Genomic DNA, 19238 nt, shown 5'->3' on the forward strand with positions numbered 1-19238 from the left:
TATTTACTAGACTCATAAAATCAAGGATTCTTCTTTTTTCAGTTTCAGATTCAATATGATTTTTAAAAGTATCGATCTGAGATAAAGAATTGTTACAATCATCATTAATGAGATGGTGTTTTTCGTGAAGAAGTATATTTATTTTTTCAATATCTGTTGTATCGGAACTAAGGAAAATAAAGTGTTTGTTATTTGCAAGTACATATCTCCCCTTACAGGATAAGTTGTCAAGAATGACAACTTGGCAGTTTAATTGCTCAATCTCTTTTATAACTTTATTTAGATTCATACTTATTTTTTATTTGCGAAGTAATCTTTCAGATAATTTTTGATGATTTCTCGGTCATCATCTGTGATAGGAGTACCATCGAAAGCGACTGAATTATCAATAGCAGTATCTAAATCAATATCCGAATCAGGTTCAGGAAAATCAGTTTTCCCTAAAAGGTAGTCAGTTGAAACGTTGAAAAAATCTGCAAGTTTCTGAAGATTTTCTGCTGATGGTTTTCTTAGCCCTTTCTCCCACTGGGCATAACTTTGAGGTGAAGTTTGGAAGTGGTTTGCAACCTCTTTTTGAGTGAGTTTATTGTTCAGTCGAACTGCTTTTAATCTATCTTTAAATTCCATAATAAGTACCGTAATAAGAAATAATAAAATTATTTTACAAAAGTCTTGACAAAGTAATCATTTGATTATATAATAGTCGATGTAATCAAATGATTACATTTTTCTGTGATGATTGACCTTTGAAAATTTAATAAAAAAACGTGTCAGGCAATGATTTACACTGACCAAACACGAATAATTGATGTTGCAACTTTATTATAAGTGATTTATGGTTAAAAGTCAAGTCTGTTAGTAGTTCTAGTTTTTATATCTACTAAGCTTTTATTAAGATCACGTTGGGTATTTCGTCCTTTCGCCTTAGTAGATAAGTAAAGGGAACTGACGGCTGAAAACAGTCAATGATACTTCGTAGAAGGTAGCTAGAGAGAGATAGTGAAGTCTATATGTCGTATGGTCGGTATGTGAGAGTTGAGTAATTAACTTTTGCTAATGCCTTTAGGTAAGAAAGAGGGGATATTGAGTTATTCTTAAATTCGTGACTTTGGCGAAGGTAGTAGGCTTAGAAGCTGAAAATATGCGAAGATATGAGCATATAAATAACCAGGAATCAGTAAAGACTTTGGATAAAAGTCTTTAAAGATTAGAAAATTAGCAATAAGTGTTATTGTTAGTTTTCACAAGAGAATTATACTTGTATTCTTTTATGTGAATTAACAATAGGAAATGAGGTGATAACGAGTTATTCAAAATTTATGTGCAAGATTATACAGTTTTGAACAATTAATGAATAGATATTTCAAACTATAGCATACAAAAATGAATTATTATTTTTAAAGTCAGTTGGGGAACTGGCTTTTTTATTTGTAGAAAAGGAGAAAAAATGATTGTAGTAGCTAAGCGATCTCGTTCCCCTTCTTGAAAGTGACGAGATTAAAAAATAAAAATATCAATAAAAGGAGAATTAATAATAAATGTTGAAAAATCAAGAATTTAAGGCTTACGGTTCTATTCGTAAGATGAAATCTGGTGGTGCTTGTGGAGTTATCCTTGCACTTGCAATGTTGGGAATGGCTTTCTCTTCAACTGTAACTGCTGATGAGGTAAATGTGAATACCCCTGTAGCTGTAGAAAAGAAAGCAGAATTTGGAGTTGTAATTTCTCATGAATCGCTTGATAAAGCTATGACTGAAGCTAAAGAAGCTGGGGTAAATGTTGAAATTGATGATGTTCAGGATGAAGGAGTTGCAACAAGCGAAACAGTCGTAAGTAAGCAGAAAGAAATTGAAGCTGAATATGCAAAACATGAATCAGAAGTCAAACAGAAAACGGACGAATATAAGAAAGCTAAAACAAATAACGAAGCTGAACGTCGAGCAGTTTTAGCTGAAAACGAGAGTATCGAACGTGATAATGCAAAGAAAAAAGATGACTACAAAGAAAGCCTGAAAGCTCAAGAAGATTATAATAAGAAGGTTGACAAGGAAAATACGGAACTAAAAGAGCAGTATGACAAGAAGCTAGAAAACTACAATAAGGAACTGGATGCTTACAACAAGCAAAAAGAAGAACTCGCTAAGAAAGGATTGAAGGCTGAAAATACTCATATTAAAGTTTATGGCAATTATGATGAAAGCAAACGTGGCAGTGTGGGTTATTACAGAAGCCTAACTGTTTCATTTGAAGGAGTAGAAGGTTTAACTGCTGTTAAAGATTATATTGGACTACATTCAGACACAACTATTAGTGGAAGCCGTACAGACTTGCTCTCAAAAAATGATGATGTTTTTGCTGAAATTGTGAATCCAAAAACAGGTGATTCATTCACGCTCCATAATGTTGCTGAAAGTAAAGAAGGTCAGAAAATATCTGCTCGATTTACTTTCAATAGTGCGGAAGCTGAGTGGGTTAAGGATGGCAAGCCATTAAGTGCTACAAAGATCTTTATTAGAAAAGACAATGGTAGTGGTTCAATCAATTTCTTGTTTGGGAATCTAGTTCAATTTGACACAAAAATTGACTTTTTTGATGAAAAGACAGGAAAAGAAGTTGGGATGGCTATCGCTGCTACTTTTAATGATATTGATTATGGACAAGAATTACGCTTTACCTATCAAGATGGTTCAGAAGGAATTGTTTTAAATCCAAATGGTTCAGAAGTTAAGAAAGTAAACCGTGATAATAAGGAATATTATAAAGGCGAATATAAAACCCCATGGACTCATGATGTCCCTGAATTGGGAGTAAAAGCAGGTGATCTTGGATATGCTAACGTAGGGGATGAATCAGATATTCCTCTAGGTTCGCTTCTTTCTGTTGGATATGGTTCTAAGTTGAATTTTGCTTATCACAATGGAGTAGGTGTTCATGGTGAAGAAGAAATTGAATCCAAACGAGCCGAAGTTAAAAGACAGCTTGGTTCGGCAGGAAGTAATCTGAAAGATGAAGATATTTTCTATCAAGATGGGTGGGCTGTTGGTATCTTTGGTAAGGCAAGTTCAACAGTGCCTGTGACTATCCTTTCTAAGCCACCAGTTGAACCTGAGTGGAAGAAAAAGGATACTAAAGAAATAAAGCTTGTTTTGAGAAAACCAAAAGATTTACCGAATAAACCTGATGCCCCAACTGTAAAAATTAAATATAGACGCTTACGTGTAAACCCTTCAACTCCAAAACCTGTGAAGGCTATTACTGATAACTTTGGAAACAATATTGATAGCGCAAATACATTTGATAAAAAAGTGAAATTCAGTTTGACAACGGATTACAAACCATATTCAACATTTACTGCTGATTCTAAAACTCATGGTAAGACTTGGGCAATGGTAGATGATGTACAAGATGGTGCTTACATGGTAGATGATAATAAAATCACAATGAAGGATTCTACTGGTAAAGATGTTAAGGATCTTTTTAATATGTATCATGTTCTTTCCGAAAAAGAACGTACACATGAAATTCAAAACATTTTGAAAGAGGCAGGCTTGAATCCAAAAGGTGAGTTCTATATGTTTGTAGCGAAAGACTCGGCTTCATTCTATAAGAATTATGTAAGACAGGCTAAGAATATCACGATTGATCTTCCTGCTCATTTGTTGGTAGAAAAAGGTCAAATTGTGAAGAACGATTTCCACCAAATTGACTTTGGAAATGGCTTTGTTTCTAACTTGGTAACTGTTCAAGTTCCTAACTTGAAACCTGAAAAACACGCTTTGGATCACAAAGATAATTCTAAAGTTCGGGACGGTCAAGAAATTCAAATTGGGGAATATCTACGCTATCTTTTGGACGGTGTAACTGTTCCAGCAAAACATGATACTCTTTATCAGTATGATGGCATTGATAAGTTAGATGTTAGACATGATCGTTATACTGGCAATTGGTCAGGAATCATTCGTGGTTCAGAATACCTTGCTGAAAAAGACTTAGTTCTTCCTTATGATGTCGTCTTGGCTGACGGTAAAGTGGTTAAGGCAGGAGATCAGATCGTGAAAGGTTCTGCTTATGCTTTTAAATTTGAATTTGATCAAAGTACAAACTCTGACTTTATCAAGAAGATTGTTAAAGTAACATGGAATGAACAAGACGGTAAGTGGGCTTACACTATTGATAAAGAGTTCCTAAACTCTCTAGGAGTACAAGGTACGTTCGATGCTGATTTCTATATCGAAGTTGAGCGTATCGCAAGTGGGAAAGTTGAAAATACATTTGTCAATATTGTCAACGATCAAGAGATGGAAGCTAAAGTAGTGACTCATACTCCTGAAGTTCCTAATTCTCCTGAATTACCTAGACTACCTAAGCCAGTTAAACCGACTGAGCCGTCTAACCCAGTTACACCATCCCAGTCAGTTGAATCAGTTAAACAAGAGCAATCTGTAGAATTGAAAGAGTTGCCAAATACAGGTACAGATTCAAGTTCTCTTGGATTGATAGGTGCTAGTATTTTATCTGTGCTTGGTTTAGCTGGTCTTAAACGTAAAAAAAATTAGTGAAAATTGTGTTGTTGGGCGATAATAGAACAGGATTATCGTCCTTTTTGTTTTGTTTAAAAATGTAAATAGAAAAGGAAAATAAGAAATGAACATTGAAAACTTTAAATTCAATCCTGAAGCGATTGGGAAGGCTAACTATGTACGCTCTGAAAAAGCACCAGCTATTATTGAAGGTAAACCTTTTGAGGGTACACGACATATTGTGATGAATGGGAAGCACGGTATGTTCTCAATTATCACTCCAAAAGATATGGCTACATATCAAGTAAATGAGGAAGTTGAACCTATTGATCCAATTTTCCTAGAAGATTATGTTGAAGGACCGAATTTCTCTGCTTCAACAAATGTATTGGCTAAAGGACTTAAACGTGTAGGAGGTAATAAATAATGGCTAAAAATGGACTAGAACTTGGAAAGCGTGTAGAAATTTTTTCAAAAAAATATCGTATTTTGAATGACTTATTGTTAAATCCGAAAGAAGTTTTAGGGAATTGTAAATTTATTAAGAATGAAGGGGCACAGTTTGTAAATATTGATCTCGAAACAGGAGAAGGTGATTATGATGGTGTTGAAGTTTTAGTATATTCAGAAGGACAAGAAGACACTGTATTCTTAAAAGTAACTGAACAATCAGAAGAAGAAATTGATGCTTTGAATCTTGGATATCAAGAAACTATTGATTTTGATACGTTGTTGATCGCATATCATGGTATGCGTAAGGCTGATCGAAATCAAGTTGAGCCTAATAAGCACCGATTCGTATTTGTAGTTGATAAGCTAAAAAAAACTGCTGCCAAACCTAAACAGGATCAAAAGCAAGAACAGAAACAAGAACATAAAGGATAATTGCTAAAGGAGAAAAGATATGGGTTTATTTCCTGCATATAGGGGAATTAAGATTAAGCCTTACATGGTGAATCTTAGATACTTTATCTTTTCTTTTTTCTTTTTTATATTTAGTCCTGTACTTGGATTCTATGTGTATCAGAATTTTGAAAAAATCAAGAGTTTGGATATATCATCAATTGTTATCTCTGTGATCCTGTTGATTGTATTTGTTGTTTTAAGTATCTATTTAACATGGTTTTCACAAGAAAGAATATTCCTATTTCAAAAGTTGGAAAGACTATCTAAACTGGCTTTCTTTTTGAAAGAAAATGGATATTCTTATACAAAGAAGGTTAAAAGAGATTCAGGTACAGTTGATAAGATTGTGTTTCCTACAGTCTATTTGAAACAGAATCGTTATGATTTAGATGTAGCCTTTAAAATGGCTGGAAATAAGTTTCAGGAAAAGTTTAAAAAGATTGCTAGTGAACTTGAAACAACCTTTTTCATGGACTTTATGGAAGTTCAGGACGATATTAAGTTTAAGACTTATAAACTTGCCTATTCTGCTTTTTTGAATCGGATCAAGGTGACTGATGTTAACTATTCGGATAAGGGTATTCAATTGATGAAGAATCTTTATTGGAATCCTGTTGATGATCCTCATTTATTGGTTGTTGGTGGTACTGGTGGTGGTAAAACAGTATTATTGAGAACATTGATTCGTGCAATGGCTAAAGTTGGTGTAGTGGATATAGGTGATCCAAAACAAGCTGACTTTGTGACTATGGCAGAACAAAGAGCTTTTGAAAGTCGTATTTTTTATGAAGCAGAAGATATAGTTTCTATGGTTGAAAGAGCAGTAGAAATTATGTTTGCTCGTTATTCTTATATGCGCAAGGAACGTGCAGAACATGGTGATAAGGATTTGAAGAAGTTCTATGAGTATGGCTTAGAGCCTTATTTCTTAGTTTGTGATGAATATAATGCCTTGTGTGCCATGCTTGATTTTCAAACAAGACAGCGTTTAGATAATGCTATGGGGCAATTCTTACTTTTAGGAAGGCAAGCTGGTTGTTTTGGATTAATAGCGATGCAGAAACCTTCGAGAGAAGACTTAGGCTCTAAACTACAAGCGAATATTAACTTCCGTATTTCTGTTGGTCGATTGGACGAGGTAGGTTATGACCTAGCCTTTGGGGAAGTCAATAGGAACAAAGAATTTAAGTATGTTAAATATATTGCTGGTAAGCGTGTTTATGGTCGTGGTTATGCTTGTGTTTATGGAGAAGTAGCAAGAGAATTTTATTCACCATTACTTGAAAGAAAATTATCATTTTATGATGAATATGAAAAGATAGATAGACGAGAAAATCCTTTCAATCCTTTAGAGAATCCTAGTGTTGGATTATCTGAAGAAGAAAAACAAGTATTACAGGAAGAAATGCAAGCTAAAGAAGAATTGCAAAAAGGGCAAGTTAAAAAAGCTAATTCTGAAATGGTGCAAGAGTTGATGGCTAGTAAGAAAGAAATAAAGAAAGATGAAAAGGATCTTGCTAAAGCAAGTGATGTATCTATGGATATTGGAGTTAGTTTCTCCTCTGTTCAAAATTTACTGAAGAAGTTAGAAGAACTAGGAAAAATTACGATTATGAGGGAAGATGGAATAATTGTGATGAATCAGGCTCAGGTTCTTTTGGTTAGAGATTTGTTTGAGTTGAAAAAGACAAGAACTCAAAAATGGTCTGATATTTTGGAAGATTTTCCATTTGATGAATACGAACTATGAGAAGAGGGGAGATCCCCCTTTTCTTTGTTTATATGTAGTTGGTGTAGTCCAGCTCTCTAGTAGCTAGTAGCAGAAGCGAGGAAGCGAAGCAACGAGCGCCTGCGCTCACTAGCGCTCACTAGAGGGCTGGACTATACTAATTAACCCACCTATTCTAATAGGTGGGTAACAAAAGTTACAAAATGCACTTTACACTTACAGCGACAAGGGATAGAGGTGTGTCCCTTTAGTGTTTTTTTGTGTCCCTTTTGGTAAAAAATGGAGTTTTGAAGGAGAAATGGAAGGAAAAAACTTAAAAAAATTTAGAAAAGAACGAAATATGACAAGAAAAGAGTTGTCATTAAAGACTGGTATCCCTGTTTCTACCCTAAAAGCCTATGAAAATGGGTATAGAACATTGAAAAAGGAAGATTTCATAGAAATAAAAAATCAGTTCAGTTTAAAAAACGGTGACACTAATCTAACAAGATACATGATTGACTATTTCAGATTTACGCTTCACAATGAAACAGATGTATACTTTGTGGCAAAAGAATTTTTCGGATTTGATGTTATGCTTCGACCTGAGACAACTTCATTTATGAAATATGAACTGTTGTATCGTTATGGTGATATTTGGTTTTTCGGCTTTAATTCCTGCTTTAGTGAAAATGGAGAGGATAAAAATAGGATTACGGTTCAATTAAGTGGTCAAGGCTGTCGTCAATTAGAAATGTATCTTGAAAATAGTAACCTAACGTGGACTGACTTTATAAAAAGGTTTCAGAAGTGTTATGGAGGCGATTTTAGTGTAACTCGAATAGATATTGCAGTTGATGAAATGGCAATGGAGGATACGAAGGAGAATTTTGATTTGTCAACACTAGTGACTAGATACTATCAACAAGAGATTGTATCTCCTTATTTGAAGAGTTTTTCATTTGTCGGTGGTGGAGGATTTGATTTTGAAAATCCATTTGAATCAGAAAATAGGCAAGGCTTATCAATCTATCTTGGTAGTCGTCAATCTGAAATGTATTTTAACTTTTATGAAAAGAGATACGAGATAGCAAAGAAAGAAGGAATTAGCGTATCAGCTAGTGCCAGACTGTTTAGGATATGGAATCGCTACGAAGTTCGTTTTTCGCAAGGAAAAGCTAGAGCGTTTGTTTCAGAAGTACTAGCTGGTAGTGAGATTGCAGAATTAACGAGGTCAATTTTTCAAGGAGCAATACAAATCTATGATGGTACTGATGAACATGGTTTTAGAAAGTATGACAGCAAGTGGCAACAACTTTTTGGAAATCATGAAGCAGTCAGACTAACAGTTAACCCTGAACCTTATTCAGTGGAAAGGACGATTAGATGGTTGGTAGAAAGGGTTTCTAATTCATTATTATTTGTGTCTGAGATTGATCGAATGTTCATGCAAGAGAATATGAAAAAGATAATGGATTCAGGAGAACTTACACCTAGACAGCGAAAAGAATTAGAGTTTCTTCAAAATCAGTTAGGGAGGATAGAATGATTGACTATAAAGACATTGAAAAAATTGTATATTTGATTCCTGCAAGAAATTTTTATGATGGTTTGACAGATAGTAAGGTAGCAAGAGATTATCAAGCCTATATTGAGTTTCAATCTCAGAAATATCATCAAACTAAAAAAAGGAATGATTGGATTGAATTGAAACGATTGATTACTGAATACGAATCATATTTGGCAAATCAAGTTGATGTGAAACGAAAACTATTATGGTTTGGATTGTTGAGAAGGAGCAAAGAAGAAATGGAAAATGAATGTTTGAATTTGATTCAACGATTTCATTTAGAGGGGTGGATGTGAATATGGAAGTTAAGAAACGTTCTCCAGCCTGTCTAATTAGAAAATGTAAAAGATAAAAATGAAAAGAAAGAGGTATAAAAAATGGCTTTAGCTGGAAAAGATAAACAAATTATTGATTTGTCGAACGAACTTGCAAAAAAACTGAAGGATCAAGAATTTAAACAAGCATGGACTATGGCTGGTGAATTGAGTGCACTTCTTAAAAATGAAGAAGAATTGCAACTACCGTATCAAGTCCTTGAATGTATCAAGAAAGACCTGTCTAGTTATTATGCAATGAATAAGGAACTTAATAAAGTTACAAATCGAGCATTTGCGATTGGTTGTAGTTTTGAGCGTTCAGCTTCAATTTAATGAAAATTGTGAAGGAAGTCAATTATGGCTTCCTTTTTATTTTTTGAAAGGAGAGTTAAATGAGTGTTAAAGTAGTTTACGATAATTTTTCTGATGTATGTAAAAACTATGTGCATGGGAAAACCTTATTGGATTTACCTGAGAAAGTTATTGCTAAGTTAGATGAATGTTTTGATGGTGTGGAGTTTAAAGAATTTGAAGGTTGTAATCCTGATAATGTAGCAGTCAATTCATTTACAGAAGTTGATACGAAGGAAGCATTGATTGATTTTGCTAAAATTATAAACCATGAAGAATATGAGCAGTTAGTCAATGAAGAGCGATTATTTGCTTATGTAGAAGAACATGAGGAAGAAATCATCAATCGTTTGAGTGAATCATATACCTATTTAGGTCATGAGGACGATAGTTGGTTTTTGTTGCAGTAGAAAGTAAAGGAGGGAAATAAAAATGGATTTAATGGCTTTAGTTATTTATAAAGGAATCGCAAGACGAGTTTTGCTTCCATGCTCTAGTGAAGAAGTAGCTGAACGCTTTGGCTATGAAGGTCAAGAAATTGAGGTTACAATTGATTCGATTGAAGGTTTGCCTACTTTGAATTGTGAAGATTTAACTTTAGATTTAGCGAATAGTATTGCTGAAAATGTTGAAGATGTAGATGAAGATATTGTTTTATCAGTTATTGAAACAGAATCTTCTGATCCATCATACTTAGATAGTTATGATTTTGATGATTGTTATTTATATCCTGAAGTTACAACTGATAGAGATTTAGGCGAATATCTTGTTGAGGAACTTGGTGTAGAACTATCTAAGGAAAAGTTGCTTCTTTATTTAGACTATGAAAAATTTGGTCGTGATGTTCGTTTAGAAGAAGGTGGTTGCTTTGTTGATAAAGGTTACTTTATATCAAGATGATAGCGAATATAAGGGTTCTTAACGAAGGTAATTTTGAATTTCTTTGTGAATTGGATATTATGAAGTACAGTCGAGATCAAATCCTAGAAAGAATGAAAGAAAGAGGTATTGATAAAGATAACTTTTTTATTTGTGGGATTTCTGATTGGCAAGTAGATAAGATTATGTCTTTAGATGAGGTTTACTTGCTGAAGAAAGCAGTATTGGAATTATATGATGGTGATGAATACATTGTCAAATTTCAATTACAGCGTTATATTCCTGTGACAAAAATTGCAACGACTTATTATAGATTTTGTTCTAAAGATGAAGTTGATACAATTTTTGAATTGACGAAAGAGTTAGATTATAAATCGGTTATTGATTATTTTTTTAAGTGTGGGAATTGGGTGACAGTATTTCAAGGATTTATTAACCAAGGAGAAGTTTTGAATACTCCTAATGGATATTATAGAAAGGTTTCTTTTTAATGAGAAATATGTTTTTAAAGAAGCCACGAAAAGACAAACAGTTAAAGATTAAAAAAATAAGCCAGAAAAAATCGAATCTGATTTTTTTAACTGGCTTATCTTTTTTTGTCTTATTCGGAGCTTTTTCTATGTTTGTTTCTTTATCGACTACTGCAAAAATGAAAGCAAGACTTTCTGAATCTCCTGTTGTCGAAGCAAGAAAAGAAACAGATCGAACTTTGGAACAGTTTTTAGATGGCTATGTGAGTAGATATTTTACTTATGATTCACAAGCTGGATCATCTGATGAAAATATCTCCAAACTGAATGACTATTATGGAAGTGTTCCTGATGTAAAAAATCAAGGTCAGACAAAACAGGAAATGAATCTTGTTAGTGCTCGAATGTTAAGTGCTAAAGATGGAATTGCTGTTTACCGTGTGATCTATGATACAAAAAATGGAGATAAAAGCCAGCGAGTAGGGATTGAATTTTCGATTCCTTACGGTGAAAAAAATGGTAAGTATTATGTATCTGGATTGTCTTGGTTTTCTCCTGTAAGTGATTTTAAAGCTGATGGGGTAGAAAAAGAGAATCATGTATCTCTAGTTGCGAATGATGAAATGGAAGAAGGAAAACGTAAAAAGTTGGTATCTTTCATGGAATTGTTCTTTAAAAATTATACGACTAGTCAAGCAAACTTAGATTTGATTTCTAGTGGAATTAAGTCTATTGGTGGAGCAACATTCAAGAGTTTGGATTATACCTATTTCAAGGAAAAAGATGGGAAAATACTTGCTTATGCTCAAATCACTCTTGATGTTGCTGGGACAACTCATAGCGAAAATTTTAGTTTTGAGTTACGACAAGATAAAGATAGTTATTTTATAGAAAAGATGGAACACATAATTCCATCTGATTTTAATAAAAAGGAAGAAAAAGGAGAATAGAATAAATGGCATTGTTTCAATTTTTAGTATCAAAACTTGGTGTTCCAGCAGTCGCATTTTTTGCTGGTATGAAGGCTCTTAAAGCATGGAAAGAGCAGCAGTTAGGAAAACTTGTTGTGATTGTTTTGGTTGCAGGATTCATTCTTTTCTTTTTTGAAAATCCTGAGACAGTATTAAATGCTACGAAGCCTATTTGGTCTAAAGCCCTTGAATTATTCAAGTAGGAAAATGTTATGAGGAGGGAAGATAAAAAACTCTATGTTTACACTACTGCTTTTAAACAACCTATTTGGGTGCATAAGATAAATGAGGATTTCAGTTTACCATTTGCGATAAAAATGTCGACCATAGTCTATACTCTAGTAAGTTTTGTTTTAGTATGGTTCTTACTAGGGTATGTACCCTTATTGGATTGGGGTTTTCGTTTTGTAGCTTCATTGTTTGCTGGTTGGTGGTGTGGAAACATATTATCTGAGAATAAGATTGATGGGAAAACATTGTTTCGATTTCTAGTGGACTATTTCAAGTTTTGGGTTGAGTATGATAGAGAACGGACAACAATGTATCTCTGTAAAGGAAAAAAATATGAGAAAGTGAGAAGAATTTATCGTGGAATTAACGAATAACATTTGGGCGATAGATGATAGCTTGATTCTCTTAAAAGATGGAAGTGTGCTGGCTGTATTTGAAGTAGAGCCACAAGTCATCAATACGATTGAAGATGGTGAGAAAGAGGATAGCAAAGACCTGGTATTCAATAATTTGTCTAGTATTGCTGAATACAATGATCTTGCGATTCATACTATTAACTTTGATTTAGATTTAGCAAAGAAGATCGCTTTACTATCTCAGGATATTGAGCAAGATGTTGGTACAAGTCCATTAGGAAATTATGTGATTTCAAAATTAGAAGAAAGGCTAGAGGAAGAAGTTACATATTTAACAGAATCAAGAGATTATTTAGTTGTACCTTTAAAGTCGGTCAATGTGTCGTCTGATTTTAAGGTGACGATTAAGCAGACAATTATGACTTTCCGAAAAACAATTATGAAAATGATTGGCTTTGAAGAGTTGCCGAAAGTTGAATGGTGGAAAGATTGGGAAAAACAGAAAGAATTGATTCAAACAAAGTTACATGCTTTAACTATTAAGGAAGTTGAAAAAACTGATTTAGAGCTATTGAATCGAATTCATTTTTTGAATGGTCAATACTATGATAAGGAAAGTGAAATTGTTGCGCTTGAAAATTCGATTGAGAATGTGGACGAAACAATTATTGAAGTTGGTGCTGGAAATGCTTTGAAGTTGATCAATGGTGAAGAAGAAAGTTATGTTGCAACAATTCCTGTATATGCTTATCCCAAAAACGTTTCCTATTTACATTTACTAGAGGAAATTAAGAATATTGGTTTTCCTGTCAATAGTGTGTTGAAAGTTCGTTTTTCAACAAGAAGTGGAATCTATTCTTTAAGTACAAAAGCAAGAAATAAACGCAAAAATCTTGGGAATACAGTAAATGAAACTGCTGAGAATGATGATGTTCAAAAGATTGAAGTTTTGGAAAGTCATGAGTTGTTAGAAGATTTTCAAGAGAAGCATGATAATAAGGAATTGATGGTAACGTATCTTCACTTGTTACAGATTACTGGTGATAGTATTGAAGAATTGAATGTGAAGTATGATGTATTAGCTTCAAGATTGAAAGATATGGAAGTTGAAATTGTCAAGGCTGTTGCAGATCAAGTCTACTTATTCTATAAGTGTCGTTTGACAGAGTTGATTGATAATAAAAGAGAAAGTTATTTACAATATTCAAGTCTGCGTGGATTATGTGAGAATCTTTTCTTTACAAAGAAAAAAGTAGGTACAGATATTGGCTTTCCTATTGCTCGAATTGATAAAGAAATTGCTTCATGGTTTGGAGATTTTAAACGTGCTTTGGATTCAAGTACCAATATTGTGTTTACGAACTTACTACAAGCGAATAAAATTGGTATTCATGGAAAGGAAACAAGCAATCCTCATACAGCTATTACTGGTGCGACTGGAAATGGAAAATCTTTCCTGACAAAGTTATTATTTGTTTTTCATGCTCTATTTAAAGCCAGAGTATTATATGTCGATCCTAAAGCTGAAATGAAGAAACAGTTTTTATCAGTTTTAGCTAAGTTAGAAAAGGCTGGTACCTATAAACCACTTCAAAAATTTATACGCTCTATTCGTTTTATTACTTTGGATATGCGAAAAGAGGAAAATAGAGGGGTTCTTGATCCATTTTCATTTTTAGAAGATGAAGGAGAGTTGACAGAATTAGCAACAGTACTTGTAGCTTCTGTATTGGATAAAGATTCTTATATCAAGATTCAACCCTATCTGTTAGATGCGATTGATAAGGTATTTGAGCGTAGAAATGCTGGTGAAAAGGTTGGTATGTTGCAGGTATTTGCTGAATTGGAAAGCAATGCAAAAGAAGAAGTTGCTACTGCTGGCTATTTCCTAAAGAGAATTTCAAAAAATTCACTGCTATCTTTGTGCTTTTCTGATGGTAGTCAAGAAGTTTTGAAAACAGATGATAAAGTAATTATTGTTGAAATTACAGGTCTTGATATGCCTAAAGGTACAAATAAAGATGAAATGACTGAAACTCAGTTGAGAAGTTTGACCGTTATGTATGCTTTAACTTATTTCTGTGCGATTTTTGGTGAACGTGAGAAAGATAAGGAAACAATGTTATTCCTTGATGAAGCATGGCAGATTATGTCAACTCCTGCTGGACGACAAGTAGTTAACCGTATCAAACGTACAGGACGATCCTTTAACAATTTCTTAGTATTGGTAACTCAATCCGTAAAAGACTTGAAAACAAGTGATGATACAACTGGATTTGGTACAGTCTTTGCTTTTCCTGAACATACAGAAACAGAAGCAATACTGGAACATTTACGAGTTGAAAATGATGAATTATCAAGAGCGTGGTTAGAAAATCAAACAATGGGTCAATGTATCTATTACGATACTTTCGGACGAAAAGAACGTATTACAGTAGATGGTACAATTTTCCCTGAGTTTTTACCATTATTTGAAACAGTTGAATCTAGTTTGGTATCAGTACAGTAAGGGGGAAAAATGAGAAGGAATATTTTATTAGGATTTATTTTGTCTATATTTTTCTTTCCTTTTGTAGCTAGTGCTACTGAGCCAATTTTACCGAATAATAATTTTAATATTATTGAGTTTGATAAAAATACAAATACTCCAAAATTAACCGATCCTGCTGAAAATGCAAAAAAAATACTGGATAATGCCAAAAAGGCAAAAGAAACACAAGAAGCCTTAAAGAAAAAAGAAGAATCAAGTAAATTGACTTTTGAAAATTATAAGTCCCAAATGTCTGATTTGACTAGTAAGGTTTATTTTGATAAGAAATTTTTTGGATTTGATTCAAATATGAATTATTTCTTCAATTCGATTGTGCAAGCTGTATTTTGGGTATCAAAATTTATCTTTTGGATTATTGCTGGTATTTATGGTGCAGTTGATGGAATGAGTGATATAACTTCTTTATTGAATAATACGATAGACAATTCTAGTAAAGTATTTTCTTCTCTATTCAGTAAAGAAGTTGTTTATGTTGTTGGTGCTAGTATGGCAGTTTATCTATTGTATTTGTTTGCGACTGGTAAGGGTAGTGTGATGAAGTCATTTATTAAAATGGTACTGATCTATACTCTTATTGGTTTATATTTTATAAGATTCAATGTGGACGGTCAAAATAAATATTTATTGGCTCACTTATATGATGGATTTAGAACAACAACAATTACGCTTAATGGTGAGATAACAAAAACTCTGACTCCAGAAAGTTCCAATGAGATTGATGCTTATTTTAATGATACTATTATCAAGGCTTATAAGTATATGAACTCTCCAATAAAGGAAGATGGCTCATTTCAATTATCTGATAAGGAATTTGAAGATTTAGCTGGATATAAGCAGGGGGATGGAGATCATCTTGTCGGCGAGAAAAAAATCAAGGATATTGCCAAAGACAAAGATCCTGAAAATAAGATGTTGAAAAATGAGTGGGGAGCAAAGTTTAGCTATGCTTTTGCTTCACTGGTTGATGTAATTGTAGTTGGTAGTGTTTATCTTGTTTTAGGATTATCACGATTTTTCTTTTTAATGGTTTATATCTTTTTAATTTTGATATTGCCATTTATTTTATTGATCAGTCTATTTCCAAAGATGGAACATTTGATTCATGGATTTAATAAAAAAGCTATATCTATGTTGATTTTATCATCTGTAACATTATTAGCTACAACATTATTTGTATTCTTCTATAATTCTTTAACAGATTTCATTGGCTATGCAGTTGGTGAGAATGTATTAGTTGTGATATTTGTAAAAGCGATATTGTTAGTTTTAATGATTAAGAATAGAGCAATGATTTTATCTATGTTCTCACGAATTGGGCGTTTGCCTGTTAGTCGAATAAATGGATTTAATCTGAATAAAGGAACTAAAACGATTCGAGAGAAATTGTATAGGACAGGTAAAGACGGTTTAGTAGTTAGTGGTCAGTTTGCAAAAGGTGGATTGAAGATGGGGAAAGAAAGTCTACAAGCTCGTCTTAAAAATTTACGCTCGCCAACTAATAACCTGGATAAAAAACAAGGATTGACTAAAGAACAGGTATTTGATACTAACGAAAATGAAACTTATAGTAGAGTTAGAGATGGTTATGCGACTGTCAAACATAGAACAACAGGTACGGTTAATGCTCTGAAAGAAAAAGGAAATAGAGCGATGTCTTTCCTTTATGAAGTTCGTACAAATGCGTTTAGAAATCAAGAATCGAATAAGTTTATAGACTTAAATTCAAAAAGAAAGTCTTTTGGAACAAAGGCAGATTATCATGAGAAAATAAAAAATAGTTCTCGTAATGAGGTGAAACGTTTGAGAGAAAAACGTTTGGCCAGAAAGAAAGCAGAATTTCAAGCCAAGGTAGACAAGAGAATGAATCAAGTGAATCCTTTGAATAAGGTATCACCTCAAAAACCAAAGATTAATTCTCCGAAAAGTAAAAAAATGAAAGGGGGTAAGATTAGTAGTTTAAAGAAAAAGGGAAGAGATAAAAAAGTAGAACTTCCAAATGTAAATATTGAAAGAAAGAGGGGTAGGAAGTGATAGCTAAAAAATACGCAAAGATTTTTGGTTCTATAATTGCGACAATTCTACCCTTATTTCTAATCTTGATTCTGATGATTGGATTTGTAGGTGTGTCTTCAGGGAGTTCATCTGATAGTACGACTGGAAAGAGAACACGTTTAACAGCACAAGAAGTAGCTCAAAAAGCGAATATCTCGGTGGAACGTGCAGAAGATGTCATTAAGATTCTTAACTGGCAACTATCTAAAGAGAAATTTACTTTAGAGGGTGCTAGTGGTTCTCTTGCAAATGCTGAAAGAGAAAGTGGATTTGATCCTAAACTAACGAATCCTTCAGGTGGAGTTGCTGGATATTTCCAATGGTCAGGTTGGGATAATACTATCAATGGTGATAGATGGAGAAATGCAAGCTCTCGTACTTTGGATAGTACAGTAGAGCTGGAACTAATGAGCTATGAATTAAATCATGGCTATAAAAAAGTCAAAGATTATATGCAAAAGGCAACTGATCCTTTTGAAAGTGCCAAGTATTGGTCTGAACATTATGAAGGTGTATTGTTATCAGACGGACAAACAAAACTAGAGAAGCTAGAAAAGGACAGTAAGAAGTGGTATGAAGTCTTTAAAGGTACGATTGAATCAGACGGCTCATCAAGTAGCAATTCAATAGCAGGGAGCGTAGATGTTCCATTTGGTCAGGTTTCGACTGAATTACCTAGTGGATTTTCGATTGATAAGGAAATAAATCAAGATGGCTATATCACTCAGTCTTATCCGTATGGTCAATGTACTTGGTATGTTTTCAATCGGGCAAAAGAATTTGGAATAAACTTTGATCCGTATATGGGAAATGGTCAGGATTGGGCTCACAAGGATGGATATGAGGTGACAAATACACCGACTAAACATTCTGCTGTTTCGTTTCAAGGAGGACAAGCAGGTAGTCATGCAACCTATGGTCATGTTGCCTTTGTCGAAGATGTTAAAGATGATGGTTCGATATTGATTTCTGAATGTAATGTGATTCAACCAATGCAAGGAACAGGAATTACAGATTATCGTGTCTTTACTGCTGATCAAGCAAAAAACTTTTTATATGTAATTGGTAAATAAGAAAAGAGGAAAAATATGAATAAAAAATTTGTAACATTGTTGTCAGTGGCTGTATTGAGTTCAGTCGCAAATGGAATTTTAGCAGATGAAATTAATTTGGGTGGAAATAGTTCAACTCCAAATGATAATTCAGGTTTAGTAGTTTCAGAAAAACCTACAGAAGCTCCTAAGGAGTCTACAGCGCCAACAGTAAATGAAAATCTGGATTTGGGTGGAAGTGTGGATAAAAAAGAGGACAAGGATAATACAGGAGTAGTTGTAGAGCAGATAATGCCAACAGAACAACCAAAAGAAGATAAACCATCTGAAGAACTTGGAAAAGATACTAATAAGAATCAGGAACACGATCATACAGGAGTAGTTGTGGAGCCAACAAGTCCTTCTACCAATAAATCTAAAGAAGAAAAGCCTGTTGAAAATGTAGGTGATGATAAACAAGGGGATCAAAAATCTTCTGATTCATCTTCGGATAAATCAAAAGAGGGAGAAGAAAATACGAAACCAAATAAAGAAGATACTCCAGAAGTGAAGGAACAAAAACAAAAGGCAGAGGATAATGTTGGAGTAAAAGAAAAAGAAGAACCTAAACCCTTGAATGTGACTAAAGAAGAAATTAAAGAAAAACCTATCGAAACAAATACAGGATATAAGATTGTAGGCACTAATAAAGGCAAAGTAGTTGTAGAAGAAAGTGAAGGCAATTATGTAGAAAAAGAGCCTTATGAAGTGGGAGCAGTCAAACAAAAAGATGGAACAATCGCTTTGAAAGATAAGGAAGGGGAACTAAAAGTTCTTCCAAATACTGGAACAGCTAGTACAATTTTTGCAACTATTTGGGGATTTGTTGGTTTGATTGCGACATTTTTTGGAAAACGAAAAGTTAAGTAGCACAAAATTAGTCAAGGCAGGGTAAAACTTGCCTTGTTTTTTGTTGGTTTAAGGAGTTAAAATGGATCAAGTAGAATTATTAAAGATCTATGCTGTGAAGTTAGCTAGTAGGTTAGGTGAAAATCAAGAATCTATAGAGTTTATTGCTGACTCTGTAACTGATCATGGTATTGAAACTATGATAGTTGAAGTTATAAAAAATGCGAAGTTTGTTAAAGTTATTTATGATTATGAAGGGAGTCATGCTAATAAAAAATTACCAAGAAGAAATTATGCTAGTGTATCTGTATCAATTGAGGAAGGCTACTCTTTTGATTTCAGTAGAGGAGTAGCTTATACTTATTTTCCTGATATGGAGAAGTTGTTAGAACAATTATAAAATAATTGAAAATGTG

General features: G+C 33.5%; 20 protein-coding genes. 18 read left to right on the forward strand and 2 right to left on the reverse strand.

The window, feature by feature from the left end:
• Both HMPREF2795_RS10795 and HMPREF2795_RS07025 read right to left on the reverse strand, forming a co-directional pair.
• The coding region (locus tag HMPREF2795_RS10795) for an ImmA/IrrE family metallo-endopeptidase (protein ID WP_075228538.1) at positions 1–289 on the reverse strand (289 nt) is incomplete at its 3' end.
• A gap of 2 nt (positions 290–291) precedes the next feature.
• Positions 292–627 carry a helix-turn-helix domain-containing protein gene (locus tag HMPREF2795_RS07025; RefSeq protein ID WP_000394558.1) on the reverse strand — a complete coding sequence of 112 codons (336 nt, stop codon included), beginning with the start codon at positions 625–627 and terminating at the stop codon, positions 292–294.
• A gap of 911 nt (positions 628–1538) precedes the next feature.
• Between HMPREF2795_RS07025 and HMPREF2795_RS07030 the strand changes: the two genes are divergently transcribed.
• The 18 genes from HMPREF2795_RS07030 to HMPREF2795_RS07115 all read left to right on the forward strand — a co-directional run bounded on the left by HMPREF2795_RS07030 (position 1539) and on the right by HMPREF2795_RS07115 (position 19222).
• On the forward strand, positions 1539–4556 hold the full coding sequence (locus HMPREF2795_RS07030; protein ID WP_075228539.1) for an SspB-related isopeptide-forming adhesin: 3018 nt from the start codon (positions 1539–1541) through the stop codon (positions 4554–4556).
• An 88-nt stretch (positions 4557–4644) separates the two neighbouring features.
• Complete coding sequence (locus HMPREF2795_RS07035) at positions 4645–4947, forward strand: hypothetical protein (RefSeq protein ID WP_001019589.1); 303 nt, start codon at positions 4645–4647, stop codon at positions 4945–4947.
• Positions 4947–5405, forward strand: a complete 459-nt coding sequence (locus tag HMPREF2795_RS07040) for a hypothetical protein (protein ID WP_001097072.1) — start codon at positions 4947–4949, stop codon at positions 5403–5405. Before HMPREF2795_RS07035 ends, HMPREF2795_RS07040 begins: the two co-directional genes overlap by 1 nt.
• Before the next feature lie 19 nt (positions 5406–5424).
• Entirely contained in the window at positions 5425–7176 is a 1752-nt protein-coding gene (locus HMPREF2795_RS07045) for an FtsK/SpoIIIE domain-containing protein (protein ID WP_000522449.1), read from the forward strand.
• A gap of 277 nt (positions 7177–7453) precedes the next feature.
• The gene (locus HMPREF2795_RS07050; RefSeq protein ID WP_000398620.1) at positions 7454–8683 is read left to right on the forward strand and encodes a replication initiation factor domain-containing protein; all 1230 of its coding nucleotides are present in this window, start codon (positions 7454–7456) and stop codon (positions 8681–8683) included.
• Positions 8680–9000, forward strand: coding sequence for a hypothetical protein (locus HMPREF2795_RS07055; protein ID WP_000568327.1), 321 nt, complete (start codon positions 8680–8682; stop codon positions 8998–9000). The genes HMPREF2795_RS07050 and HMPREF2795_RS07055 overlap by 4 nt, the downstream gene beginning before the upstream one ends.
• Before the next feature lie 81 nt (positions 9001–9081).
• Positions 9082–9354, forward strand: coding sequence for a hypothetical protein (locus HMPREF2795_RS07060; RefSeq protein WP_001152052.1), 273 nt, complete (start codon positions 9082–9084; stop codon positions 9352–9354).
• 59 nt (positions 9355–9413) lie between these two features.
• Positions 9414–9782: a hypothetical protein gene (locus HMPREF2795_RS07065; protein ID WP_075228540.1), complete on the forward strand. Its 369-nt coding sequence runs from the start codon at positions 9414–9416 to the stop codon at positions 9780–9782.
• A gap of 22 nt (positions 9783–9804) precedes the next feature.
• Positions 9805–10272 carry an antirestriction protein ArdA gene (locus tag HMPREF2795_RS07070; protein WP_075228541.1) on the forward strand — a complete coding sequence of 156 codons (468 nt, stop codon included), beginning with the start codon at positions 9805–9807 and terminating at the stop codon, positions 10270–10272.
• A complete protein-coding gene (locus tag HMPREF2795_RS07075) occupies positions 10269–10742 on the forward strand; it encodes a hypothetical protein (RefSeq protein ID WP_075228542.1) in 474 nt (157 codons plus the stop codon). The genes HMPREF2795_RS07070 and HMPREF2795_RS07075 overlap by 4 nt, the downstream gene beginning before the upstream one ends.
• Before the next feature lie 8 nt (positions 10743–10750).
• Positions 10751–11671 (forward strand): conjugal transfer protein, encoded by a 921-nt coding sequence (locus HMPREF2795_RS07080; protein WP_398578197.1) that lies wholly within the window; start codon positions 10751–10753, stop codon positions 11669–11671.
• A gap of 5 nt (positions 11672–11676) precedes the next feature.
• A complete protein-coding gene (locus HMPREF2795_RS07085; protein ID WP_049504187.1) occupies positions 11677–11895 on the forward strand; it encodes a TcpD family membrane protein in 219 nt (72 codons plus the stop codon).
• Between the two features lie 9 nt (positions 11896–11904).
• A complete protein-coding gene (locus HMPREF2795_RS07090; protein WP_001250567.1) occupies positions 11905–12297 on the forward strand; it encodes a TcpE family conjugal transfer membrane protein in 393 nt (130 codons plus the stop codon).
• Entirely contained in the window at positions 12281–14788 is a 2508-nt protein-coding gene (locus HMPREF2795_RS07095) for an ATP-binding protein (protein WP_000424142.1), read from the forward strand. Before HMPREF2795_RS07090 ends, HMPREF2795_RS07095 begins: the two co-directional genes overlap by 17 nt.
• A 9-nt stretch (positions 14789–14797) precedes the next feature.
• A complete protein-coding gene (locus tag HMPREF2795_RS07100) occupies positions 14798–16861 on the forward strand; it encodes a hypothetical protein (RefSeq protein WP_075228544.1) in 2064 nt (687 codons plus the stop codon).
• Entirely contained in the window at positions 16861–17955 is a 1095-nt protein-coding gene (locus tag HMPREF2795_RS07105; protein WP_025171240.1) for a phage tail tip lysozyme, read from the forward strand. Before HMPREF2795_RS07100 ends, HMPREF2795_RS07105 begins: the two co-directional genes overlap by 1 nt.
• A gap of 15 nt (positions 17956–17970) precedes the next feature.
• Positions 17971–18843, forward strand: coding sequence for an LPXTG cell wall anchor domain-containing protein (locus tag HMPREF2795_RS07110; RefSeq protein WP_001034602.1), 873 nt, complete (start codon positions 17971–17973; stop codon positions 18841–18843).
• 61 nt (positions 18844–18904) lie between these two features.
• On the forward strand, positions 18905–19222 hold the full coding sequence (locus HMPREF2795_RS07115) for a hypothetical protein (protein WP_000373065.1): 318 nt from the start codon (positions 18905–18907) through the stop codon (positions 19220–19222).
• Positions 19223–19238: the final 16 nt, after the last annotated feature.

The sequence above is a fragment of the Streptococcus sp. HMSC056C01 genome (assembly GCF_001811305.1).
Lineage (GTDB): Bacteria > Bacillota > Bacilli > Lactobacillales > Streptococcaceae > Streptococcus.